We start from the raw sequence: 23,598 nt of genomic DNA, 5'->3' as shown, positions 1-23,598 counted from the left end.
TGAATACACGTGCGACGGATTCGTTACCGCGACTTCCGCTCTTTGGGCGCGGGGGCCGGTTCCGCGACCCGCGGCTTGACCTGGTACTCGTACTCGCCGTACTCGGCGGCGAACTTGCCCTTCTCGGTCAGCGTGTAGGTCGCCTCGAACGGATCGGCCTCGGTGCCGGTCGCGCGCTCGAGCAGCCCCTCCTCGACCAGATCGGTCAGGAACGAGCCGTCCTTGGTTTTGCGGTTCGGGACCAGGCGCAGGGTGCGCCCGACGGGCGGCTTCTTGCTCCGTTTTACGGTCCGGAGTACTTGCCAGTCGAAGTGCGAGGTGGGTCGGATGGGCACGGGACGTTCTCCAAGCGAGGCGAATAAGAAAGAAAAGATGGCGCGGCAACGCGGGGGCGGGTAATTACTAGTGAATCTAGCCGAACGACGTGCGAATTGCAATTATCTGTTTGTTCATAGGGCTCGCTGTCGCTCTGGAGTACGTTTCCTGGCTCTTTTATGAGTTCAGGTACACGATTGATGCGAGTCACACCGGTATAACAGACGGGCACGCGGAACGCCCGGACGTTCTTTTCTTTACTACTCTAGTTCGTTTTGTTCCTTTCGTTGCGGAATTTTTGTACCAAAGAAATTCCCGGCGGGGGCGTTGTGCGGTTCACAACGCCCCCGCCGGGAATTTGGGTCCGCGAGTTCGGGGCGAATGGGCAAACGTTACGGTCAGCCCCGGGTCAGGAAGTCCCAGCCCTTGCGGTACTCCTTGCTGACGAACTTCGTCGCGGCGTCCGAGTTCGTGAACCGCAGTTTGGTCGCGTCCCACTCCAGTTTCGTGCCCGCGAACCGGACCGCGATGTTCCCGAGCAGCATCGTCTCGGTGAGCTGCCCGGCGAAGTCGAAGTTCGAGGACGCCAGCGCCGGCTTGCCGGCCTTGATCGCGTCCGTCCACTCCTTCTTCATGTGCGGGTCTTCGCCCTTATCGACGCCCGCCGGGAGCTTCTCCGGGGTCGCCGTTTGCAGCCCCTCGAAGTCCTTCTCGGGGGTGAGCCGGAACCGGGCGCCGTAGTCGTTCGGGCTGAACAGCACGCCCTTGTCGCCCACCAGGATCGACCCGCTGTCGGAGAGCTTCTCACCCTTCTTCAGCAGCTTCGCGAGCAACTCCTCGGGCGGGAGCACCCGCTTCCCGTCGCGCGAGCCCTCGTACCAGTGGAGGGTGCAGGCCGGGGCGTCCCCGCGGGCCGCGAAGAGGTACTGGATGTGTGCCCACGCGGGGTACGTTTCGGGGTTGATTTCGCCCGCCTCGGCGACCACGGCGGTCGGGGCGCCGAGCTTCAGGGCGCGGAACGCCATGTTCGTGGTGTGGCACGCCATGTCGCCCAGCGCGCCGGTGCCGAAGTCCCAGTACCCGCGCCAGTCGTGCGGGTGGTACGCGGGGCGCGGGGAGAACGCCAGCGCGTAGGGGCGCATCGGCGCCGGCCCGATCCACTCGTCCCAGTGGACAGTCTTCGGGACCGGGGCCTCCTTCGGCCGGGCGGTGATGTCCGGGGACTGCTTCCAGTAGTGCGCCGGGCGGTTCGTCCAGACGTGGGCCTCGCGGATCGGGCCGAGGGTGCCGGCGTGGATCAGTTCCACCGCCCGGCGCAGCCCGTTGAGCGCGGATCCTTGGTTCCCCATCTGCGTACACACCTTCTGCTTCGCGGCGACCTCGCGCATCAGGCGCGCCTCGAAGACCGTGTGCGTGAGGGGCTTCTGGCAGTACACGTGCTTCCCGGCCCGCATCGCGAGCACCGCGGCCGGGGCGTGCGAGTGGTCCGCGGTCGAAACGGTGACGGCGTCGATGTTCTTGGCCATCTCGTCGAGGAGCTTGCGGTAATCGAAATACTTCTTCGCGCTCGGCCAGGTCGCGGCGCGGCTGTTGAGGCGCTCTTCGTCGATGTCGCAGAGCGCGACCACTTCCATGAGTTCCCCGGCCTGTTGAATATCGCCCGAGCCCTTCCCGCCGACGCCGATCCCGGCGACGCGGATCTTCTCGTTGGCGCCGAACGCGCGCGTGACGGAGTAGGTGGGGCCGGTGAACAGGTAGCCGAGGGTTCCGGCGGTTCCGATCTGGATCGCGCGGCGGCGAGTAACCTTTTGGGGCACGAGCGGACTCCTTACTGGCGTGGGAAAGGGCAGGCGCCACTGAAGGTAGCCGCCCGGCGCGGAGGTGTCCACAGTGCGGTTCCGTGTTCGCGGGAGAAATGTGAGGCGCTCAACGACCCGACCCGCGGCGTTGGGCCGCGGGTCGGGTGGCATCAGTGGCCCGGTTCGAGTTACTTGGGCGGGTTAGCCGGGACGGGAGCAGGGAGGGGAACCGCGGGCAGGGCGGGGGCGGGAAGAGCGACGCCCACGACCCGCGGGGCGACCATGACGCCGCCCGCGTTGGCGCGCACGACCCCGGTGCTCGCACCCATCCACGGGCGGTTGATCGTGTACTTGATCGGCTCGCCCGTCAGCTTCTTCCACGACTCCTTTTGCTCGTCGGTCAGGATCGCCAGCGCCCGCTTCATCCCCTCGGCCCGCGCTTCCTTGGTGATCGAATCGACATCGAACGAGGAAACCGCGGCAAAGTTCCCGAGTCCGACCTGGACCGGCTTCTGGAACGCTTGCTGGACCTCGTCCGCGGTCTGTTGGACGTTCGCGGCGAACTGTTCCTTTTGCTTCGGGCTCAGGTCGAGCACCTTCGCGACAGAGGCCGTGGTGAACACGTCGTGCCCGCGGGACTGGAGGTCGATCTCGCGGAGCCGGGCGCGTTGGGGGATCGTGAGCATCTTCGTGACGACTTCCGCCGTGGCCTTGCGCATCTCCTTCTCCCCGGCCTCTTGTGCGTCCTTGAACATCTGGTTGATGGCCTCGGGGTTCACGTTCCCGCCGTTCGCGTTCACCTTGATCTGCACCATCGCTTCCTGGGTCTTCTTGCGCGACGCCAGGGTTCCGGCTTCAACGGCGTCCATGATGCGGTCGAGCTGGTCGATGTCGCACTTGATGTCCTTGAGCACCTTGCGGTTCAGGAGCAACTGGCCGTCCACGTCGGCGAGCGCCTCGTTGAGCGCCTTTTCGTCGAGCGCGGGGCCGGCCGGTGTTTTGGGGACCGGGGCCGCCGCGTGGGTCGGGTCCGCGACCAGTCCGGTCAGCGCGAACGTGGCGCCGAGGGTGACGACGGCGGCGACGGTGACCGTTTGCAGTTTTTTCAGGAACATGCTCTTCAATACTCCTGTCGCGAGTTGAGCAACATTTGGGGACACGGCGGAAGCTGACATCGGTGCCAGTGCGACCGGGACGGTCGCGCGGACCAGGGACTCGGCCAGTGCGACCTGGCGCTCGGTCAGGATGACGACGATGGCGGCGCTGGAGAGCGAAACGCCGCGGCGCTTCAGGCGCTCGGCGAGCATGCGCCGGCCGCGCGTGAGGCGCGAGGACAGAGTGCCCTCGGAGCACCCGAGGGTGACCGCGACCGCGGAGCGCAACTGCCCCTCCAGGTCGCACAGGACGATCGGGAGCCGGTAGAGCTCGGGGAGCGCCGCGAGTTCCTGGTCCAGGAGCGGCTCGGCGTCGGCGCGGGTGAGTTCGGGCGTCATGTCTTCGGCGCTCCGTGCGGGAACCCGCTTTTCCACCTCGGTGCGCCGCGCGGCGCGGTGCCGGGCCTTGAGTGCGGTCTTCTGGGCCACCCCGTGTAACCACGCCGCGAGGCGGTTCCGCGGCGACACCGACGCGGCCTTGTACGCGAGCACCAGGAACGTGGCCTGGAACGCATCTTCCGCGTCGTGGGTGTTCCGCAGGATCCGGCGGCACACGGCGAGCACCATCGGCCCGTGCCGGCGCACGAGCACTTCAAACGCGGCCGCGTCGCGCGCGGTGATGAACCGGTCGAGCAGCTCGGCGTCGCTCGTGGCGCCGGGGAGCGCGAGTGCGGTCGCCCGCAACCGGGGGATCACGCCGGCCAGCGATCCGATTGCCATACGCGCTCCTGCTCCCTGGCGGGGTTCGAGGTACCGGACCGCCCGGTTCCGCCGCGCTTACTACTTGTGTATTTCCCTGACGTGGCAAAAACCGTGCAAGAAAACTGTAACAGTCGCGCGCCGGAACCGGAACAGCGATCGGTACCGGTTCGCCCATGTGCGAATATACGGATAGAACGGTGGGAACCTTTTGAGCGGCAAGTGTGAGAGCGAGCCACACGGGTAACCGAAGCAGGCTCCTCATACTCGTGTGTTGGTATCACTTGCTCGGTTTTCGCGCTACCGGAAGGGAAATGTGCCTATGGCAGCGGCGGCAATGCTGTTGTTCCTCGTCATGGACCCGCTCGGGAACATCCCGTTTTTTCTCGCCGCGCTCAAGCACGTGGACCCGGCGCGCCAGAGTCGCGTGATTCTCCGGGAACTGGTGATCGCGTACTTGGTGATGGTCGGGTTCCTGTTTACCGGTCAGTACGTGCTCGCCGCGATGCGAATTTCCGAGCCGGCGCTGTCCATTTCCGGCGGCGTGATCCTGTTTTTGATCGCGATCAAGATGGTGTTCCCGACCCCGTCCCACAGTCTGCACGAAGATGTAGACGGCGAGCCGTTCATTGTGCCGCTCGCGATTCCGTATGTCGCGGGGCCGTCGGTGCTTGCGGTCGAGTTGCTCCTGATGAGCCGCGAGCCGAACCGGTGGCTGGAGTGGCTCGGTGCGGTCACGGTCGCGTGGTTCGGTGTAGCTGTAATCGTGTTCCTCGGTGCGCGCCTGCGTTCGTACCTGGGGCAGAAGGGACTCACCGCCCTGGAGCGCCTGATGGGGATGGTGCTCGTCGCGATCGCGGTTCAGATGTTCCTGACCGGTATCGAACGGTTCGTGGCCCAAATGCAACCCGCCCCGGCCGCGCTGCGTTCGGTTCCCGTCGATGCGAACCCGCCCACGGGTATCGCGTGTCGGTGTATCATGGTCGCGGCGCGAAGCGGTTCGTCCGCGAGCTGAGGGCGGGATTCGCCGTCCCCTCTCGGCTCAGTCGCGCGTGCTCTGTGGGACATTGCTCTCACCGGCTTACGCCAGCCGTTCGCCTAAACGCGGGCCGAGCGCCGACCATATCCGCCAATTTCCTCAAATGGAGTGAGCAGAACGCGAATTAGAGAAAGTCCCGTCTTCGTTTGGTCGAGCCACGCAATTTCCTCCCATTCACTTCTCACACGAGCGAGGCTGAAATGCTTAATTCACAGGCTTTTTATAATTCGCGCCCGGACGGTTTCGGTGTTCTCGAAGTCGCGGACAATCCGTCGGAGCCGGACGCGCCGCGGAAATTCGTTCCGCTGATGCGCACGTCACTGACCGGTACTGTGACCGGGCCGCTCGCGACTCTCACGCTCGCGCAAACTTTCGCGCTACCGGACCGATCGACCGACGTTCTCGAAGCACTGTACCGCTTCCCGCTACCGGGCGACGCGGCCGTGACTGGTGTTCGCGTGCGGTTCGGCGACGTCGAGATTCACACCACCCTGAAGGAGCGCGAAACCGCCGAAACGGACTATCGCGAAGCCAAACGCACGGGGCGGCAAGCGGCCCTCGTAACGCGGGAATCGCCGGACGTGTTCACGCTCGCGGTGGCCGGCATTCGGCCGGGGCAGGACATCGCCGTTCAGACCGATTACGTGCAGGTCGCGAAGGCGGAAGGGGCCGGGTGGTCACTGCGCGTGCCGTTGACCACTGCGCCGCGCTACGTTCGCGCGGACGAGGCCAGCTCGCGCCACGCGGGCGGGCAACCGCTCGCCGTGCTGCGCGACCCGGGCCATCGGTTCGCGCTCGATCTCGTCGTTCGCGAAGCCGAGCGCATCGCCTGCTCCACGCACGCACTCGCGGTGGAGGGGGACCGCGTTCGATTGCGGGAAGGGGAAGTGATTCCGGACCGCGACTGCGTTATTTCGTGGGGCGCGAAGGCGGACGATTCGCAACCCGCACTGCGGACGTGGGTTCACACCGATCCCGCGACCGAGAAGGCGTACTTCCTGGCGCTGTGCGCGCCGCCGAAGTTCGCGAACGCGAAGAAGATCCCGCGTGAGGTCGTGCTCCTCGTGGACCACTCCGGTTCGATGGAGGGTGCGAAGTGGGAGGCCGCGGACTGGGCCGTCGAGCGCTTCCTGGCGGGGATGAGCGAGCACGATTCGTTCGCGCTGGGGCTGTTTCACGACACCACCAAGTGGTTCGCCGAGCGCCCGCGCAAAGCGACACCGGACGCGGTGCGCGAAGCCGTGGAGTTCTTGAAGGCCAATCGGGACAGCGGCGGAACTGAACTCGGCGTCGCGCTGGAACAGGCGCTCGACCGGGCGCGGGTTGCGGACACGCCGTCGCGCCACGTTCTCATTCTCACCGACGCAGAAGTGAGTGACGCGGGGCGCGTTCTGCGTCTGGCGGACCTGGAATCGGAGAAACCGAACCGGCGCCGGGTGAGCGTGCTGTGTATCGACGCCGCACCGAACGCCACACTCGCGAGCGAATTGGCTGAGCGAGGGGGCGGGGTGTCGCGCTTCCTCACGAGCAACCCGGACGAAGACGACGTGACGACTGCACTCGACGAAGTGCTCGCGGACTGGTCCGCTCCGGTCCTCACGGGCCTCACACTCGATGTGAACCGCGTGCGCGCGGAGGCGACCGGGCGCACCGTCGCGCTCGTCGTTCCTGGACCTGCCAGTGCAGTCGATATCGGCGATCTCCCCGCCGGGCGCCCGGTGTGGGTCGTTGGTCGGGTACCGCTGGACGGTGAGCCGCTGTCGTTCCGCTTGCGCACGGGAGCGGACGTCATTGCGGAATCGCGCTCTGATGCGGGTAGTGCGACATCGGGCCTCAAGGCGCTCTTCGGTGCGGATCGCGTGCGCCGGCTCGAATACGTGATGACCGGCGGGACGAGCGGTGACAAGCTCCGCACGGAACTCGGGCGCCTCGGTTACGACGCGGTGGATGTGGGTGAAGAGAAGGTCTTCGCGGAGAACGCGCACGAGGCTTCGGCGAAGGCGGTGCGCGAGCTGCTCGTGCGCGAATCACTGGCGGTCGGCGTGCCGAGTTCGGAGACAGCGTTCATCGCGGTTCGCACGGAAGCGGGACAGCCCGTTACGGGAACGGTCGCGGTGGCGAACGGACTGCCGGAGGAGCGGTTGGAGGCCCAGTTCGGCAGTGGGGCAGCGGTAGTGTGCGGCGCTGCGAGTATGAGCGCGCTGCAAACTTCTCCGTCTGTATTGTCGCGCCCACCCGCACCTGCTCCCGTTGGCGCCCGGAGAGCGCGAAAAATCGCTTCACCGCCACCTTCGGGACCAGGGGGCGGGGCGGGCGTCAGTGTGAAGCTGACACCTGAAATGATTGACCGGCTCCGCCAAGCCAGTGTGCGCGGGCAATGGGCCTCTCTTAACGAGATTGCTCCGCCATCGCGCGACGTTCGTATCAGCGTAAGGGCGGGGCAGCACACACCGGCGGATGGTGCGGCGCTGTACGATTCCGCGACCGGCACTGAGGGGCAACTGACGTTCCTCGCGGTCATGTTTGGCGACAGCGCGCTGACAGCCGATCAACTCGACCCGGAGTTGACGTTGTTGCTCTTCGTAGGCGATCTCGCGAGTCCTCGGGCGCGGGTGAAACTGGCCGACGTGCTGCGCCAGGGCGGGCGTCGACCGCTCAACGTGCGCCGCGCTGCGAACCAACCGGTCCGCCTCACGCTGGAAGACCCATCCGGTGCGTGGGCGTCCGGTGTGCCCGCACTGGAGATCGTGTTGGGCTGGAAGGATTAGTCTCTGTTCAAGATCAGTGTAGCGCTGAGGTTTGAAATCCTGTACCGGGTAGGCCGCCGGTTCGCGGACGGGCGCATCGAACAAGAGACGTCTTGCGGGCTCACGAGTTCGTGCCCGCTCAAGGCCGGGACCGGGCCTGTTGTGCTGGAATCGCACCCACTGGTCCACCGAGAACAACCTACATCGGGGTCGCGACGTCACCTTCGGTGAGGATGCGAGCCGCTATCCGCAGCACCCGGACCCAACTGCACACCGGCGCCAAAAGCCCCAACTTCGCCGCCGCGCTCCGACGGTTCGCTATCCAACCCCTTGAGGCCCTCCGGCTCATAAGGGCGAGCGCACGCTTGATCGAGAACTAAACGACCCTTGGCCTGTAACCAAGTCGGGCTTGCGGGCGCTGGGGTAAACGGGGTAAAGTCACCGGCTCTGTGCGACCGACACCTATTCCGTCAAGGACGGCGGATCTTTCATGCGCGCGGTCATTCTTGCCGGGGGGCTCGGTACCCGGCTCGCCGAAGAAACCGAAACCCGGCCGAAGCCAATGGTCGAGATCGGCGGGCGCCCGATCCTCTGGCACATCATGAGCCACTACGCGGCCCACTGGGTGACCGAGTTCGTGGTCGCGCTCGGGTACAAGAGCGACGTCATCAAGCGGTACTTCATCGAGTACGCGCGGTACATAGGCAGCCTGTCGGTGAACCTGGCGCGCGGCGAGGTCTCGCACCACGAAACGGTCGACGTGGACTGGACCGTTCACCTCCTCGATACCGGGCTGCACACGAACACCGGCGGGCGCGTGAAGCGCGCGGCCCCGTGGGTGAACGATGGCACCTTCATGCTCACCTACGGCGACGGGGTGAGCGACGTGGACGTGCAGGCGCTGCTCCGGTTCCACCGCGCGACCGGCAAACTCGCGACCGTGACCGCCGTGCGCCCGCCGGCCCGGTTCGGCGAGCTGCGGTTCGACGGCGACCTCGTGAGTGCGTTCTCCGAGAAGCCGCAAACCGGCGACGGGTGGATCAACGGCGGGTTCTTCGTGCTCGAGCCGAAGGTGCTCGACTACATCGGCGGCGACGACGAGAGCTTCGAGAACGACGTGCTCCCGCGCCTCGTGGCCGACGGCGAACTGGCCGCGTACAAGCACGCCAAGTTCTGGCAGTGCATGGACACGCTCCGTGACAAGCGGCAGTTGGAAGCATTGTGGCAGGAAGGCCGCGCACCGTGGAGGGCCGCATGAGCGGGTTCTGGCAGGACCGTCCGACGCTCGTAACCGGTGGGACCGGCCTCGTGGGGGGCTGGGTCGTGCGCCGGCTGCTGCGCGCGCAGGCGGACGTCGTGTGCCTGGTGCGCGACTGGGTTCCCGAGAGCGAGCTGGTGCGCGGCGGGCTGCTCCCGCAAGTGAAGACCGTGCGCGGGGACGTGTGCGATCAGGAGCTGATCGAGCGCGTGTGCGGCGAGTACGAGATCGACACCGTGATCCACCTCGCGGCACAGACGCTGGTCCCGGTCGCGAACCGGAACCCGGTCGCGACGTTCGAGAGCAACATCGCGGGCACGTGGGCGCTGCTCGAAGCGTGCCGGCGCAGCCCGCGCGTGAAGCAGATCGTTCTGGCGTCGTCCGACAAAGCTTACGGCGATGCCGACAAGCTGCCCTACGACGAGACGACCCCGCTCCAGGGGCGGCACCCCTACGACGTCAGCAAGTCGTGCGCGGACCTCATCGCGCAGTCCTACGCGACCACCTACGGCCTGCCGGTCGCGATCACGCGGTGCGGCAACTTCTACGGCCCCGGCGACCTGAACTGGAACCGGATCGTGCCCGGGACGATCCGCTCGGTCCAGCGCGGCGAGCGCCCGGTGATCCGCTCCGACGGCAGCCACATCCGCGACTACTTCTACGTCGAGGACGGCGCCGCGGCGTACCTCATGCTCGCGGAGAAAATGGCGGCCGACCCGTCGCTGCACGGCGAGGCGTTCAACTTCTCGAACGAGACGCAGGTCACCGTCCTCGAACTCGTGCAGAAGCTCCTCGACCTCACGGGATCGCGCCTGACGCCCGACGTGCGCAACGAGGCGAGCCACGAGATCAAGCACCAGAGCCTGAGCGCCCGCAAGGCGCGCGAGCGCCTGGGCTGGCACCCGCTGTTCACCCTGGACGAAGGGCTGCGCAGGACGGTGCCCTGGTACGGAAACTTCCTGGCGACGAGGAAAGCCGCGTGACCGCCATTCCCGCTTGCCGGTCGTGCGGGAGCGCCCCGCTCGCGCCGGTGCTCTCGCTCGGCAACACGCCCCTCGCGAACGCCCTCCGCGGCGCGAACGATCTGGGCGCGCCCGAGGCGACGTTCCCGCTGGACCTCGCGGTGTGCCCCCGGTGCGCGCTGGTGCAGATCACCGCCGAGGTGCCGCCCGAAGACCTGTTCCGCGACTACGTGTACTTCTCGTCCTTCTCGGACACGATGCTCCGGCACGCGGCCGATCTCGCGCGCGATCTGATTCGCGCCGAGAAGCTCGGCTCTGACAGCCTCGTCATTGAGGCCGCGAGCAACGACGGGTACCTGCTCAAGAACTACGCCGGCGCCGGGGTTGGCGTGCTGGGAATCGAGCCGGCCCGCAACATCGCCCGCATCGCGGTCGAGCGCCACAACATCCCGACGCGCGCCGAGTTCTTCGGGCGCTCCTACGCGAAACAGCTCGCGGCCGAGGGCTACCGGGCCGACGTGTTCCACGCGCACAACGTGCTCGCCCACGTCCCCGACCTGAACGGGTTCGTGGCCGGTATCCGCGCGGTACTGAAGCCGACCGGCGTCGCGGTGATCGAAGCCCCTTACGTCAAGGACATGCTCGACCACTGCGAGTTCGACACGATCTACCACGAGCACCTCTGCTACTTCTCGCTCACCGCCCTCGACGCCTGCTTCCGCCGACACGATCTCGTGATCCGCGACGTGCAGCGCGTGCCGATCCACGGCGGCTCGCTCCGACTGTTCGCGGCGCCCGTCGAGAGCGTCGACGAAGTGTCCCCGCGCGTCACGAACTTGCTGGCCGAAGAAGCGGATTGGGGCGTGGGCACGTTCGAGCCGTACCGTGCGTTCGCGGAGCGCGTCGCGGCGATCAAGCACGGCCTGCGCGACTTGCTAAAGCGCCTCAAAAGCGAAGGCAAGCGCATCGCGGCCTACGGCGCGTCGGCGAAGGGGAGCACGCTCCTGAACTTCTGCGGCATCGGCCCCGAAACGCTCGACTTCATCGTGGACCGGAGCACGGTCAAGCAAGGTAAGTTCACTCCCGGCACGCGGCTCCAGATCCACGCGCCGGAAAAGCTGCTCGAAGACATGCCGGATTACACGCTGCTGCTGACGTGGAACTTCGCGGACGAGATCCTGAAGCAGCAGACCGAGTACCAGAACCGCGGCGGCCGGTTCATCCTGCCCGTACCGCTCCCGCGTGTCGCATAAGGGAGGTGGAGAAAAGCGCCGCGGATCACGCAGATAACGCGGATCAAGACTGAAGAACAGAGGCACGAAAGCGGATGACTCAGCGCGCCATTATCGCACGTTTTAATTCTCTTGTCTTGATCCGTGTTATCTGCGTGATCCGCGGCGCTTTTCTCTCACCCACGTAACCATGCGATTTCTCTCCACCGAGTTGCCGGGCGTGTTCGTGATCGAGCCGGAGCCGAGGGCCGACGATCGCGGACTGTTCGCGCGGACGTACTGCCGCGACGAGTTCGCCGCACACGGTCTCTGTACCGACTGGGTCCAGTGCAACGTGTCGTTCAACACGAGGGCCGGCACGCTCCGCGGGATGCACTGGCAGTCCGCGCCGCACGAAGAGGTGAAGCTTGTGCGCTGTACGAGCGGCGCGGCTCTCGACGTGATCGCGGACCCACGGCCCGATTCGCCGACGTACCGGAAGTGGGTCGCGGTGGAGATCACCGCGGAGAACCGGCGAGCCGTGTACATTCCGGGCGGGTTGGCGCACGGGTTCCAAACGCTCGCCGACGGGACCGAACTGTTCTACCAGATGTCCGCGTTCTACGTCGCGGACGCGGCCCGCGGCGCCCGCTGGGACGACCCGGCGCTGGGCATCGCGTGGCCGGCGTGTGCGCAGCGCGTCATCGCCCCCCGCGACCTGTCATTCCCGGATCTGCCGATATGAAGCGGCTGCTCGTTACCGGTGCGACGGGGTTCATCGGCGAACCCGTCGTGCGGCTCGCTCGGTACCACTTCGAGGTCCACGCGACGGCCCGCGCGACTCGCGGGGCACACGCGGGGGTGTCGTTCCACCCGTGCGACCTTCTGAACACGGATAAGACCGCGCGCCTGATCGAAACCGTCCGCCCGACGCACCTGCTCCACCTGGCGTGGGTCGCGACCCCCGGCGTGTACTGGACCTCGCCTGAAAATCACCGCTGGGCGGAGGCGTCGAAGCACCTGCTCCTCGCGTTCGCGCGGTACGGCGGGGAGCGTGCAGTCGTCGCCGGGTCGTGCGCCGAGTACGATTGGGGCGCGGGCGGAGTGTGCCACGAGCGCGACACCCCGACGCGCCCACGCACCACTTACGGCCGCAGCAAACTCGAATTCGGGAAATGGGCCGAGGCGCTCGGTTCAGCACGCGGCATAAACGTCGCGCGCGGGCGCCTGTTCTTCCTGTACGGCCCGGGCGAACACCCGGCGCGCTTGGTTCCGTCGGTCGCGCGCGCGTTACTCGCCAGAACCCCGGCCGCGTGCTCCACGGGCACACAGGAGCGCGACTTCCTCCACGTCGAGGACGCGGCCGACGCGCTCATGGCCCTCGTGCGGAGCGAACTGACCGGTCCCGTGAACATCGGCTCCGGCTCCGCGGTCGCGGTCCGGGACGTGATCGGGCACGTGGCCCGCGCGTGCGGGCGCCCGGACCTGGTGCAACTCGGAGCGCGCGAAACGCCCGCGGGCGAGCCGCCGTTACTGGTGGCCGACGCCGGGCGCCTTCGGAACGAACTCGGGTGGCACCCGCACATCGAACTGGCACGCGGACTACGCGAAACCGTGGGCTGGTGGCGCACAACGGGAAGTGAAGGAGTACGCAAATGCGGCTAATCATCGACACGGACGCGCGGACCGTCACCGAACAGACCGCGAACGGGCCGCACGACCACCCGCTCGACTCGCCCGAGGCGTTCCGGCTCATCACCGAGCACTGGCTCACCGTCGGGTGGACCCAGAAGTACACCTACGGGTTCACCTGGCTCGGGCGCCCCATCATCCAGTTGCCCGAAGACATGATTCGCATTCAGGAGATCATTCACCGGGTGCAACCGGACGTGATCCTCGAAACCGGGGTCGCGCACGGCGGGTCGCTGGTCTACTACGCGAGCCTGTGCAAGGCGACCGACCGCGGGCGCGTGATCGGCGTGGACATCGAGATCCGGCCGCACAACCGGACCGCGATCGAGGCCCACCCGCTCACGGGCTACATCACGCTCGTCGAGGGCAGTTCTACCGCCCCGGAGACAGTGGACCGCGTGCGCTCGCTGATCCGCCCCGGGGAGCGGGTACTTGTTCTGCTCGACTCGAACCACACGAAGGCGCACGTGCGGGCGGAACTGGACCTGTACGCCGGGTTCGTGAGCCCCGGGTCGTACATCGTGGCGACCGACGGCATCATGAGCCTGGTGGCCGGGCGCCCGGGGTCGAAGCCGGGCTGGGAATGGGACAACCCCTCGGAAGCGGCCCGCGAGTTCGCAACCGCGAACCCGCACTTCTCACTCGAAGAACCGGGGTTCCTGTTCAACGAAGGGAAGATCACACAGCACGTCACACACTGGCCGTCGGCCTATCTGCGCCGGGTCGCGTAAGGGAGATTACGCAAAGTGTTTTGACAGGATTAACAGGATCGACGGGATTCAAAGCGCACCAAGTCGAGGTGCGTTATCCTGCTCACCGTGTTAATCCTGTCAGTTTCTTTTCGGCCGATCAGAAGTGATCGTTTGATTCGCGCGACGTGCGTCACACTTTCGGGACAGGAACTCGACCGATAGCACGGGTGAGCAAGCGCTTTGCTGCCAGGAGCGGGCGCTTGAGCGACCACCGCCGCTCCTCGCGGAGTTGCCGGTTCAGCTCGCGTGTCTGAGCGTCCGCGCGCAGGATGATCTTTTCGCGCTCGTCGCACACGCCCTGGAGCCGGTGTACAGTTTGGATCAGGTCGGTCGAAGACAGGTGGACTCGCAAAATGGCCCGCTCGCGCTCGTTGCACACGTGCGCGAGGTCGGCGATCTTCATCGCCGCGATGTGCCGGTCGTCCTCGGAGTGCGAGTACTGCACCGGCTGGTCGCGGTAGTTCAGCAGGTGCGCACACAACTGAGCGGCCCCGGCCACATCAGAAACCCCGAACGCGGCGGCGTCCAGGTGCAGGAGCCGGCCATCAAAACCCAAGCGCTCCGGGCGCAATTGGACCCGCGCCGGAGGCGTATACAGCGTTGCGGCGAGTTCCGCGTCGAACCATTTTTGTGACTCAGGATCGTCCGCGAACGAATCACGAATGGCCACCAGCGCCGCCGGCCAATCGTCCCGCGAGACGCGGGCGTTGGTCACGCACACGCGGGCCAGCGCCCGCCGGTCCAGGTCCGCGTCGAGGTCCGGGAACAGAGTCCGTTTCGCGAACGCGAACGCGTCGGCGACCGGAACGTGCGGGTACACGGGCAGGTCCGGCACCGTCGGCTCGGACCGCAGCCCGTCGCGGGCGTTGAGCGCGTGGAACTCGCGGTCGATCGCGTTGCGCCCGCGGTTGAACAGGGTCGCGATTCCGTTGCTCGCCGCGGACTGGCCCGAAACCGACATCGGGACCGCGGTCGAAAGGAACCGCTCGGCCGCGTGCGCGATGGAGAACCCGGAGTACACGTCTGGAACCGGGTGCGGGAACACACGGCCCGCCCGCGCCCGCAGGGTCGCGAGCACGTCCCGGTGAACGGCCGCGTTGTACAGCATTGGCAGCGCCGTGTAGAACTCGCGGAACGCCGCCACCTCGCGGATCACCGTGCGCCCGTCGCGGTGACGCAGCGTACACCCGAACGACATCTCGATGTAATCGCCCTGGCCCGGAAGTGCCACGTTCGGCCAGGTGTAATAAATCGGGCTCCACCGAATGACCCGCGCCCCCGGTTCGCGCGAGAGCCGGTCCAGTTCGGTTAGCGCGTGGGGAAGCAGCCCGTCGTCGTCGCCGATCAGGAGAACGTATTCGCCCCGGGTGTGTGAGAGCCCGAACTCCCAGTTCGTGCTCATCGCCACCGGCTCGGACGTGCGCACGTACCGCACTTTGGGCGATCCGCACTCGTCGACTACGGCCTTCGTTGCGGGCGAGCTGAAGTTGTCCGAAACGATGATCTCGTAGTCGTCGAACGTCTGGTCCAGGCACGTGCGCAGTGCGAACCGGAGCGTCTCGGCGCGCTCCCGCGTCGGGATCACTACGCTAAACTTCACCGCGGACATCATGAACCCCCGTGCGGCTGACAATCCTGCCGCCCGTTCGCTCAAATCAGGTACAGGGGTGTAACAGTTGCTCGAAAAACGAGCAACCCCAACCGCGCACCGTGCCCGGATTGAAGCACCAAGCGTTATTTCGCGGGTCGGAGCACGATCTGACGGAGGTCCATGACCGCGACGCCCGGCTTGGTTTTCGCGCGCACGGTCATCGTGTACCGCCCCGCCTTCTCGATCTTGAGTGTGCCGACCGCGCGGGCCTCAAAGTTCTGGAACCCGCCCGTATCCTTCACGGTGAAAACGACCTTCTCGTCCCCGACCGCGAGTTCCACGTCCGCGCCGCCGCTCCCCTTCCCGCACCCCTGGAATACTTCCACCGTGAATGCCCCGCCCTTCTCGACCGTGAAATCGAACGCGGCCGAATCGTCCTTGTTCACCCAGAACCCGAGCGTGTTCTTGTGCGGGAGCGGCTCGAACCTCAGCATCACACCCTTCACGAGCGCGGTCCGCGCGGGCATCGTAATCACGCCGTCTTTGTCGGGCGGGTTCGGACGGTAATCGGGGTTCGGCGTCGGCATCTTCGCCCCGACCTCTTTTCGCCACGAATCGAGCGCCTCGGCCAGCGCCTTCACGGTCTCGGGCGCGTCGTTGACGAGGTTACGCGACTCGGACAGGTCTTTGCGCACGTCGAAGAGTTCCCGGCGCCCGTCCTCGTAGTATTCGACGAGCTTGTAATCCCCGGACCGCACCGCGCCGCCGGGTCGACCGCCCTGGTTCGCGTAGTGCGGGTAATGCCAATAGATCGCACGCGGAGCAAGCGCGTCGCAACTCGTGACTGTGCGCAGGAGCGACACTCCGTCTGTCTTGAGATTCGCGGGTTTCTTCGTACCGGTCGCGTCCAGGATCGTGTCGAAGAAGTCGATGCTACACGCCACTTGGTCCGTTGTGCCCGATTTCACTTTACCGGGCCACTTCACGACGAGCGGCACGCGGACGCCCCCTTCGTAGAGGTAGCCCTTTCCCTCGCGCAGCGGGGAGTTGATGGTCGGTGCGAACGGCATCCCTTCGAGCGTCGCCAGTCCGCCGTTGTCACTCGTGAAGATGACGAGTGTGTTGTCGGAGAGTTTGAGGTCATCGAGCTTCTTCAGCACGCGCCCGACGGCCGCGTCCATGCTCTCGACCATCGCCGCGTACACGGGATTACTCTGCCTACCGTGCGTCGGCGTCGCCTTGTACTTGTCGACAAGCGCTTGCGGCGCTTTAAGTGGCGTGTGAACCCCGTAGTGCGGCAAATAGAGGAAGAACGGTTTGTCCTTGTGTTTCTCGATGAACCCTTCGGCCTCGGCCGCGAGCCGGTCCGTGAGGTACTCGCCCTCCTTCGCGCTTTCCAACCCCGGCATCTTGCCGAGCTTGTTCTCGAAGGGGGCGAAGTAGCTGCGCGGGGTACCGGTCTCGTCGCCGGCAATGTTCACGTCGAAGCCGTGTTTCTCCGGCTCGAACCCCTTCCGGCCGAGGTGCCACTTCCCAATAAGCGCGGTGGCGTACCCGTTCTGCTGAAGCACTTTCGCGATCGTGGTTTCTTCGAGCGGCAGTTCGTTCCGGATTTCAGGGCGATTGAGCCGCTGGTCCGGCGCGTCTTTGCGCCCGGGAATCCAGTCGGTAATGCCTGTTCGTTGTGGGTACCGCCCGGTCAGGATGCTGGCCCGCGTCGGGGAGCACACCGGGCACGCGGCGTAAGCGTCCGTGAAGCGCACGCCCTCCTTCGCCGCGCGGTCGATGTTCGGCGTCTTGTAAAACGTGCTCCCGTAACACCCGAGATCGCGCTGGCCCAAATCGTCGATCACGATCAGCACGACATTGGGTTTGTCGGCCGCCCGAAGAGGTAAAAGCGAACTGCCCAGACAAAGAAAGCACAACGCGAAGGAGAGGCGGAACATCAGGAACGCTCCAATTCGGGCCGATCACCCTGCGAAAGCACCACCATAACAAACCCGCGCCCCGAGCGCCCGGGCGCCTCAGCTGGGGCCGTTGAGTTCTCGTAGTTGCGTAAACCCGCCTGTTCGTTGGCACTCGCGGTTCGCCAAGAATACAGAAGCATTTTTTGACAGGATTAACAGGATCGACAGGATTCAAAAGACAACGTCGCATTCGGTCTTGATCCGGTTGATCCTGTTAATCCTGTCAAAAATGTTTCTTGCGTTCACACAGCACCGGCCGTTCGCCAAGAAAGCTCCGGGCCAACGACGAGTGTTAACGAACGGGAGCCCCAGTACCCGCCCACACGAAATCGCCCCGCATCTCTGCGAAAAGACCACGAGGTTGAGCACGGTCCGGCGAGTGGTGCCGACTCTACGACAAAATCTCCTTAATCACGTTCCCGTGATCGATGTCGAGGCGCTTGCGCCCGGGGATTTCGAGTTTGCGCGAGTCCAGGCCCAACTGGTGCAGGATCGTCGCGTGGACGTCGGTGACGTAGTGCCGGTTTTCGACCGCGTGGAAGCCGATTTCGTCCGTTGCCCCGTGAACGATCCCGCCCTTCAGCCCGCCACCGGCCATCCACGTACTGAAGCCGTAGATGTGGTGGTCGCGCCCGTCGCTGCCCTGGGTGCCCGGCGTGCGCCCGAATTCCGTGCAGAACACAACAATCGTGTCCTTCAAAAGCCCCGTGCGTTTCAGGTCTTTGAGCAACCCGCTGATCGGCTGGTCGATCGAGAGGCAGTTCTTCGCGTGGTTGGCCTTCAGCCCGCCGTGCGCGTCCCACACACCGGCGCCGCCGGCACCGTGCTGGATCTGAATGAACCGCACGCCGCGTTCCACTAACCGGCGCGACGCGAGCAGTTGCATCCCGAACGCCTTCGTCTCGGGCCGATCGAGGCCGTACAGTTTTTGCGTCTCCACGGTCTCTTTCGCGAAGTCGAGTACCTCCGGCAGCGATTTCTGCATTCGGAACGCGAGTTCGTAGCTCTTGATGCGGGCGTCGAGGGCCGCGTCGCCGGGGTACTGCTTCTCGCGGAGCTTGTTCAGCTTGCCCGACAACGCGAACCCGGCCTTCTGCTCGGCCGCCGTGACCGGCACTTCCGGTTTGCCATAGTCCAGCGGGTTCGCGGGATCGACGCGCATTGGCACCGCGTCGTGGGCCGGGCCGAGGTAGTGGCCGTCCTTGATGTTCCAGTATTCGCGGAATCCCATCGAGACGAATTGCGGCAGGTTCTCGTTGAGCGTGCCAAGGCCGTAATGCACCCACGCGCCGAGCGTCGGGTACTCGCCGTCGAGCATGTGCCGGCCGGTGTGGAACTGCGTTTGCGCGCCGTGGTTGTCATCGGTCGTCCACATCGATCGGATCAGCGCGATGTCATCAATGCACGATCCCGTATGCGGCAGCCAGTCGCTCAACTCGATGCCCGACTTGCCGTACTTCTTGAAGCCCACTTGCAGCGGGTAGAGTTTGTTCCGCTGCTGGCCGTTCGCGTCGTTGACGACCGTCACGCGCGCGAGTTTGAGTTTCTCCGGGTCTTGCGCGTCCGGGACCGGCGATTCTTTGATGGTCTTCCCGGCGAACTTCGTGAGCGCGGGCTTGGGGTCGAACGTCTCCATGTGCGAGACACCGCCGTTCATAAACAGCCAGATGACGGACTTGGCTTTCGGCGCGTGGTGCGGTTTGCCGTCGGGCGGTGCCCACTTATCCTCGGCGGAGTACCCGTCGCGGTGGAGCATGGCCGCCAGAGCAAGTCCCGAAAAGCTCCGGAACGAATCGTTGAGAAAAGAGCGGCGGTTCATAAGGGCACCGTGCGAATTCGCTTTTCAGCCCCGAAAGGGGCGCGGGCGAGTAGCCAGGGGTGAAGCAACGCGAAACCCCTGGCGAGACATCGCGGACCAACGGCGCACATCGCGCGTCGGTCACCGGATTTGTGGTTGGCTGTCCGCCAGGGGTGGAGCTTCGCTCCACCCCTGGCTACCATCTGTCGCCCCTACCGGGGCTACAAAATGCGGTGTCACCTGACGGTGACAAAATCATTGTGGTTGATGAGTGCCTGGACCACCTGGAGCCGGGCACGTTTGCCCCTCTCGGGCTCCTTCGCGTCCTTGAGCACGGCACGCAACTCCGTGAGCGTCTCCAGGCACGTCACGAGTTCGTCCTTTGTGGGTGACGTGCCCAGAACCGTCTCGAACGCGGCCGTCACGAAGCGCGTATCGTCGGCGTCCTTGAGGCGCGCGTGGAGTTGGTCGTTGATCTTCGCGGCCATCGTTTGCGCGAGTTTGCTGTTCCACAGCGCGAGCGCCTGTTGCGGTACGATGCTCTCGCTGCGCCGGTAGCACTCCAGCACGTTCGCGTTGTCGAAGATGTCGAGCAGCTTGTTGTGCTCGTTGTGCGAGTGGAAGAAGTACAGCGACCGGCGCCGCGACGCCTCCTGCTGGGGCATCGGCACCGGCGGGCCGCTTTGAGTGAGGTCGAGATCACCGGCTAGGTGGAGCAGGCTGTCGCGAACGGTGTTCGCGTCCATGCGAACCGGGTTCATGCGCCAGAGGTACTTGTTCTCGGGGTCGATCTGAGCGTTCGCGTCAGCACCCGCGGCAGACGAGGAGAGCCGGTACGTGCTGCTCGTTACAATGAGTTTGTGCAGGTGTTTGAAACTCCACGGTTTCGCGCTGCTGCCAACTCTGTATTGAGGGTTGACCAGTTCGCACGCGAGCCAGTCGAGCAGTTCCGGGTTCGACGGCAGCGCCCCCTTACGACCGAACTCAAACACGCTGGGCACGAGTGGCACGCCGAAGTGCCGCACCCACAGGTGGTTCACCGCGACACGAGCCGTGAGCGGGTTCTTCGCGTCCGCGATCCAGTTCGCCAGCGCAGTTCGGCGCCCGGTGCTCGTATTGGGGAACGGCCGCCCCTGCGACTTGGCGTCCTCCACGTTCGACTCAGCACTCTTCACCGCGCCGCGGTAACTTGTGGGCGCGCTCTTCGGGTCGCGCATGGCTGCGTCGAGCGCATCGCGTTCCCTGACCGCAGCGGTGTGAGCCGCACGAGCCGGGAGCACGCGCCAACTCTGAAACGCTCCGCGACTCGCCACGGTTTCTGCGTGCGTGAGAGCGGCTTTGGCCTCCTTCAATCTCGTTTCGACCACAACGCGATAAGTCTCTGCAATTTCTGCGCGCCGGAGCGGTTCGTGCGACTCCGCGGGGAGTTGGACCGGCGCGATCTTCAGCCCACCGGCCGCGAGGAACTGCGGGAGGCCCGGAAGCACCACGCGGTCCTTGTCCGGGTTGCGCTCGTCGCCGCGAATGTGGAACGGTGTCTTCGCATCGAGGTTGCAGTCGAACACGCGCGGGATACCGGCCTTCGTCACGTCCGGTTCGCCCGGTACCACGTCGGTGCGGACCTGATACGGCTCGAAGATCGCGCGGAACTGGTAGTAGTCGGCCTGCTTGATCGGGTCGTACTTGTGGTCGTGGCACTTGCAGCAATTGAGCGTCAGCCCGAGGAACCCCTTACCCGAGTGCTCCACGACCTCATCGAGCCACGACGTGCGGTTGAACAGGAAGTACGATCGCGCGAGGTACCCCGTCGCCCGGAGTTTCTTCGGCTCGGTGGGGTACAGTTCGTCGGCGGCGAGCATTTGCCGAATCATCTCGTCGTAACCGAGGTCGGCGTTGAAGCTCTCAATGGTCCAGTCGCGCCAGTGCCAGATGTGCCGCTGGCTGTTGCGGAGTTCCGATCCCAGCCCCCACCAGTCGGAATAGCGCCAGATGTCGAGGAAGTGCCGCCCCCAGCGCTCGCCGTATTGGGGCGACGCGAGCAACTGATCGACCACCTTCTCGTAAGCGTCGGGGGACGTGTCCCTCACGAACGCATCCGTTTGTGCCGCAGTGGGTGGCAAACCGATGAGGTCCAAGTACACTCGGCGCAGGAGCACGCCCCTATCCGCGGGCTGGACGGGGGTGAGTCCGTGCTTCTGCCGCTGGGCCGTCACGAACGCATCGATCGGGTTCGCGTTCTGTGTACTGCGATCCGCGCTCGCGGGCATTTTCGAGCGCACAGGGGCCCGAAACGCCCAGTGATCGCGCGGGTCCGGTTCGGGCGCGTCGTCGGCCGGCACCTTCGCGCCCTGCGCGATCCACGCCTTTAACTTCGCGATCTGTTCGGGTTTGAGCGGGTGGCCTTCTGGCGGCATCCGCTGCGCTTCATCATCGGAAACGACACGCAGAACGAGTTCGCTGGTATCGGGCTTCCCGGGAACGACCGCCCCACCCTTCAGCAAATACGCTCCGCTATCGACGCGCAGTTTCCCCTTCTGTGCCAGCGCGCCGTGGCAGGCGTAGCAGCGCTCTTGCAACAGGGGCTTGATGTCCTTGCGATACTCGACCGGCTCCGCGGCGCGGACCGAACACGGGGCCAAAGCCAAGAGAGAGAGGAAGAACCGCATGGGAAGGCGTTCCGAGGAAGGCGGAGTGCGAGCGCGGGGGGCGCAGACACACTAAACGATTCGCGCCCCGCGTTCAAGAAAATGACAGACTCGCGAACAATTGACGGGACGGCAGCCCGGACTTGGCACAGAGCCGGCTCTGTGTTTCACGGACCTCACCGCTGCGAATTTCTCACCGTCATTTTTGAAGTTCACGACGAGCTGAAGCTCTCGAACAACCGGCAGCAGTATCGCCTTTAACGGCTGTTCGCCCGGCCCCTGTATTCCGTAAAGGCCGCGTGCTCTCATACTTTGGCCCCATCAGAACCACTCGACCTTACCGTCTGGGTAATTTCTGTGGGGACCAAAGGAATGAATTGACTACCGCTCTCCGACCGCCTATGTTCTACCTGCGCGAATGACGCTGCCACGGCGTTCGCGCGCTGCCACGTTTTGACGTCCTGCCAATAACCGCGCTGCCTGCCCTCCCCAGGCCCGAGCCTGCGTTCTACGTCCGACACCCTGAAACTGACCCGCCCCAATAACATCACGCACTCTTTCCGACAGGAGTCCTGCCGATGAACTTGCTGTCTCGTTGCATGGGTTCGCCGCTCAGCCGGAGAAGCTTCCTGCACGTCGGGGCAATTGGTGCTCTCGGCCTGACCCTCGACCAGTACATGCGGCTCCAGGCCGCGGAACCGGCCGGGAAGAAGAAGCCGAAGGCCGAAGCGTGCATCCACATCTTCCTGCCCGGCGGCCAGGCCCACCAAGAGAGTTGGGATCCGAAGCCGTTCGCGCCGGTCGAGTATCGCGGGCAGATGGGCACCGTGAAGACCAAGATCGAGGGCGAGGTCTTCAACGAGTGCCTCACGAAGACGGCGGCGATCGCGGACCAGATCGCCGTGTGCCGGGCGATGACCCACGGCGAAGCCGCCCACGAGCGCGGCACGCACAACATGTTCACCGGCTACCGCCCCAGCCCTGCGCTCAAGTTCCCCAGTATGGGTAGCGTGGTCAGTCACGAACTCGGAGTTCGGAACAACCTCCCGCCCTACGTCGCGGTGCCGAACCTGCCGGCGAACGACGCGGGCAGCGGGTACCTGTCGTCGTCCTTCGCGCCGTTCAGTTTGGGTAGCGACCCGGCCAACGGGGGGTTCCGCGTGCAGGATCTCAGCCTCCCGGGGAGCGTCACGCCCGACCGGTTCGCCACCCGGCGGAACATGCTCGACGCGGTGAACGCCCACTTCGCCGGTAAAGAGAAGTCGGACAATATCGATGCGATGGACACCTTTTACCAGCGCGCCTACGGCCTGATCTCCAGCGAGAAGGCCCGCGACGCCTTCGACATCAACAAGGAAGAGGGCAAGCTCCGCGACGCCTACGGCCGCAACGCCGCCGGGCAGCGGATGCTGATGGCCCGCCGGCTCGTCGAGGGCGGCGTCCGGTTCGTCACGCTCACCTACGGCGGGTGGGACCTTCACAACGACATCATCAACGGCACGAAGGGCCAGCTCCCGCAATTCGACCAGGCGTTCGCGACCCTCGTCACCGACCTGAAGCAGCGCGGGATGCTCGACAGCACGCTCATCATGGTGTCGAGCGAGTTCGGGCGCACCCCGAAGATCAACGGGACCGCCGGCCGCGACCACTGGCCGAAGGTGTTCAGCGTGGTGCTCGCCGGGGGCGGCATCAAGAAGGGCTTCATCTACGGCAAATCCGACGCGACCGCCAGCGAGCCGGACGAGGACGGGCTGACGGTCGAGGATCTCGCGCACACCGTTTACGACTGCCTGGGCATCGACGCGACCAAGAAGCTGATGTCGCCCGGCGACCGCCCGATCGACATCGTCCGCGAGGGGAAGACCCGCAAGGAACTGTTGGCGTAGTCAGGTGAACCCCGCCCGCAAGGGTGGGGGTGTTGTTCTCCTGACACTTGCTCACCTTACCCCCGCCCTTGCGGGCGGGGTTC

General features: G+C 65.4%; 16 protein-coding genes. 9 read left to right on the top strand and 7 right to left on the bottom strand.

Translation table 11 applies throughout. The features are described from left to right. Positions 1-23 precede the first annotated feature (23 nt). The 3 genes from VT84_RS07575 to VT84_RS07565 all read right to left on the bottom strand — a co-directional run bounded on the left by VT84_RS07575 (position 24) and on the right by VT84_RS07565 (position 3,988). On the bottom strand, positions 24-335 hold the full coding sequence (locus VT84_RS07575) for a MarR family transcriptional regulator (RefSeq protein ID WP_052559342.1): 312 nt from the start codon (positions 333-335) through the stop codon (positions 24-26). 378 nt (positions 336-713) lie between these two features. Further along, the gene (locus tag VT84_RS07570) at positions 714-2,132 is read right to left on the bottom strand and encodes a Gfo/Idh/MocA family protein (RefSeq protein WP_239465727.1); all 1,419 of its coding nucleotides are present in this window, start codon (positions 2,130-2,132) and stop codon (positions 714-716) included. 170 nt (positions 2,133-2,302) lie between these two features. Then, positions 2,303-3,988 carry an RNA polymerase sigma factor gene (locus VT84_RS07565; protein WP_082839114.1) on the bottom strand — a complete coding sequence of 562 codons (1,686 nt, stop codon included), beginning with the start codon at positions 3,986-3,988 and terminating at the stop codon, positions 2,303-2,305. A 301-nt stretch (positions 3,989-4,289) separates the two neighbouring features. Here VT84_RS07565 and VT84_RS07560 point away from each other — a divergent pair, with 301 nt between their 5' ends. The 8 genes from VT84_RS07560 to VT84_RS07525 all read left to right on the top strand — a co-directional run bounded on the left by VT84_RS07560 (position 4,290) and on the right by VT84_RS07525 (position 13,607). Then, positions 4,290-4,982 carry a MarC family protein gene (locus VT84_RS07560; RefSeq protein ID WP_082839113.1) on the top strand — a complete coding sequence of 231 codons (693 nt, stop codon included), beginning with the start codon at positions 4,290-4,292 and terminating at the stop codon, positions 4,980-4,982. A 224-nt stretch (positions 4,983-5,206) separates the two neighbouring features. Beyond that, positions 5,207-7,774, top strand: a complete 2,568-nt coding sequence (locus VT84_RS07555; protein WP_082839112.1) for a VIT and vWA domain-containing protein — start codon at positions 5,207-5,209, stop codon at positions 7,772-7,774. A gap of 469 nt (positions 7,775-8,243) precedes the next feature. Continuing rightward, on the top strand, positions 8,244-9,011 hold the full coding sequence (gene rfbF / locus VT84_RS07550; protein ID WP_082839111.1) for a glucose-1-phosphate cytidylyltransferase: 768 nt from the start codon (positions 8,244-8,246) through the stop codon (positions 9,009-9,011). Further along, entirely contained in the window at positions 9,008-9,994 is a 987-nt protein-coding gene (locus tag VT84_RS07545; protein WP_052559728.1) for an NAD-dependent epimerase/dehydratase family protein, read from the top strand. The genes rfbF and VT84_RS07545 overlap by 4 nt, the downstream gene beginning before the upstream one ends. A gap of 5 nt (positions 9,995-9,999) precedes the next feature. Then, on the top strand, positions 10,000-11,226 hold the full coding sequence (locus tag VT84_RS07540) for a class I SAM-dependent methyltransferase (protein WP_052559727.1): 1,227 nt from the start codon (positions 10,000-10,002) through the stop codon (positions 11,224-11,226). 169 nt (positions 11,227-11,395) lie between these two features. Then, on the top strand, positions 11,396-11,929 hold the full coding sequence (gene rfbC, locus VT84_RS07535) for a dTDP-4-dehydrorhamnose 3,5-epimerase (protein ID WP_052559326.1): 534 nt from the start codon (positions 11,396-11,398) through the stop codon (positions 11,927-11,929). Next, on the top strand, positions 11,926-12,849 hold the full coding sequence (locus VT84_RS07530; RefSeq protein WP_082839110.1) for an NAD-dependent epimerase/dehydratase family protein: 924 nt from the start codon (positions 11,926-11,928) through the stop codon (positions 12,847-12,849). Before rfbC ends, VT84_RS07530 begins: the two co-directional genes overlap by 4 nt. Continuing rightward, on the top strand, positions 12,840-13,607 hold the full coding sequence (locus VT84_RS07525; protein WP_082839109.1) for a cephalosporin hydroxylase family protein: 768 nt from the start codon (positions 12,840-12,842) through the stop codon (positions 13,605-13,607). The genes VT84_RS07530 and VT84_RS07525 overlap by 10 nt, the downstream gene beginning before the upstream one ends. 151 nt (positions 13,608-13,758) lie before the next feature. On the opposite strand, the gene VT84_RS07520 is transcribed toward VT84_RS07525, so the two are convergent. From VT84_RS07520 to VT84_RS40595, 4 genes are all read right to left on the bottom strand, one after another. Continuing rightward, positions 13,759-15,228, bottom strand: coding sequence for a glycosyltransferase family 2 protein (locus VT84_RS07520; RefSeq protein ID WP_204249724.1), 1,470 nt, complete (start codon positions 15,226-15,228; stop codon positions 13,759-13,761). A gap of 134 nt (positions 15,229-15,362) precedes the next feature. Then, positions 15,363-17,165 carry a sulfatase-like hydrolase/transferase gene (locus tag VT84_RS07515; protein WP_052559321.1) on the bottom strand — a complete coding sequence of 601 codons (1,803 nt, stop codon included), beginning with the start codon at positions 17,163-17,165 and terminating at the stop codon, positions 15,363-15,365. 412 nt (positions 17,166-17,577) lie between these two features. Beyond that, positions 17,578-19,005 (bottom strand): DUF1501 domain-containing protein, encoded by a 1,428-nt coding sequence (locus VT84_RS07510; protein ID WP_082839107.1) that lies wholly within the window; start codon positions 19,003-19,005, stop codon positions 17,578-17,580. Between the two features lie 215 nt (positions 19,006-19,220). Next, positions 19,221-21,650 (bottom strand): PSD1 and planctomycete cytochrome C domain-containing protein, encoded by a 2,430-nt coding sequence (locus VT84_RS40595; RefSeq protein WP_082839106.1) that lies wholly within the window; start codon positions 21,648-21,650, stop codon positions 19,221-19,223. Positions 21,651-22,207: 557 nt separating this feature from the next. On the opposite strand from VT84_RS40595, the gene VT84_RS07500 reads away from it, so the two are divergent. After that, on the top strand, positions 22,208-23,515 hold the full coding sequence (locus VT84_RS07500) for a DUF1501 domain-containing protein (RefSeq protein ID WP_239465725.1): 1,308 nt from the start codon (positions 22,208-22,210) through the stop codon (positions 23,513-23,515). Positions 23,516-23,598: the final 83 nt, after the last annotated feature.

This window comes from Gemmata sp. SH-PL17, assembly GCF_001610855.1.
GTDB classification, from domain to species: domain Bacteria; phylum Planctomycetota; class Planctomycetia; order Gemmatales; family Gemmataceae; genus Gemmata; species Gemmata massiliana.
The sequence above is the reverse complement of the archived record's forward strand: the minus strand, read 5'-3'. Positions and strand labels throughout refer to the sequence as shown.

What these genes read in the sequence shown, in the direction of transcription:
- rfbC (WP_052559326.1), top strand. Translation starts at nt 11,396, where the DNA reads ATGCGATTTCTCTCCACCGAGTTGCCGGGCGTGTTCGTGATCGAGCCG.
- VT84_RS07510 (WP_082839107.1), bottom strand. Translation starts at nt 19,005, where the DNA reads ATGAACCGCCGCTCTTTTCTCAACGATTCGTTCCGGAGCTTTTCGGGA.
- VT84_RS07515 (WP_052559321.1), bottom strand. Translation starts at nt 17,165, where the DNA reads ATGTTCCGCCTCTCCTTCGCGTTGTGCTTTCTTTGTCTGGGCAGTTCG.
- VT84_RS40595 (WP_082839106.1), bottom strand. Translation starts at nt 21,650, where the DNA reads ATGCGGTTCTTCCTCTCTCTCTTGGCTTTGGCCCCGTGTTCGGTCCGC.
- VT84_RS07530 (WP_082839110.1), top strand. Translation starts at nt 11,926, where the DNA reads ATGAAGCGGCTGCTCGTTACCGGTGCGACGGGGTTCATCGGCGAACCC.
- VT84_RS07565 (WP_082839114.1), bottom strand. Translation starts at nt 3,988, where the DNA reads ATGGCAATCGGATCGCTGGCCGGCGTGATCCCCCGGTTGCGGGCGACC.
- VT84_RS07500 (WP_239465725.1), top strand. Translation starts at nt 22,208, where the DNA reads ATGAACTTGCTGTCTCGTTGCATGGGTTCGCCGCTCAGCCGGAGAAGC.
- rfbF (WP_082839111.1), top strand. Translation starts at nt 8,244, where the DNA reads ATGCGCGCGGTCATTCTTGCCGGGGGGCTCGGTACCCGGCTCGCCGAA.
- VT84_RS07555 (WP_082839112.1), top strand. Translation starts at nt 5,207, where the DNA reads ATGCTTAATTCACAGGCTTTTTATAATTCGCGCCCGGACGGTTTCGGT.
- VT84_RS07545 (WP_052559728.1), top strand. Translation starts at nt 9,008, where the DNA reads ATGAGCGGGTTCTGGCAGGACCGTCCGACGCTCGTAACCGGTGGGACC.
- VT84_RS07560 (WP_082839113.1), top strand. Translation starts at nt 4,290, where the DNA reads ATGGCAGCGGCGGCAATGCTGTTGTTCCTCGTCATGGACCCGCTCGGG.
- VT84_RS07525 (WP_082839109.1), top strand. Translation starts at nt 12,840, where the DNA reads ATGCGGCTAATCATCGACACGGACGCGCGGACCGTCACCGAACAGACC.